The following is a 299-nucleotide window of genomic DNA, read 5'->3' on the forward strand; positions in this document are numbered from 1 at the left end:
GAAGTGAAAATCGGTTTTCTGGTCAAGCAGGCCGAGGAACCGTGGTTCCAGACCGAATGGGCCTTTGCCGAAAAAGCCGGCAAGGAACATGGCTTTACCGTGATCAAGATCGCCGTGCCCGATGGCGAGAAAACCCTCTCGGCCATCGACAGCCTGGCCGCCAACGGCGCCAAGGGCTTTGTGATTTGCCCGCCGGATGTGTCCCTGGGCCCGGCCATCGTCGCCAAGGCCAAGGCCAACGGCCTGAAAGTGATTGCCGTGGATGATCGCTTTGTCGACGCCAAGGGCAACTTCATGGA

1 protein-coding gene is annotated in these 299 nt (G+C 59.5%); it reads left to right on the forward strand.

What is annotated here, in order from left to right; all coding sequences use genetic code 11:
• Positions 1–299: substrate-binding domain-containing protein (locus tag V3W40_RS34595; protein ID WP_330216549.1), on the forward strand; the 299-nt coding region annotated here is incomplete at both ends.

It is taken from the genome of Pseudomonas sp. AM8 (assembly GCF_036346475.1).
Taxonomy (GTDB): domain Bacteria; phylum Pseudomonadota; class Gammaproteobacteria; order Pseudomonadales; family Pseudomonadaceae; genus Aquipseudomonas; species Aquipseudomonas marginalis.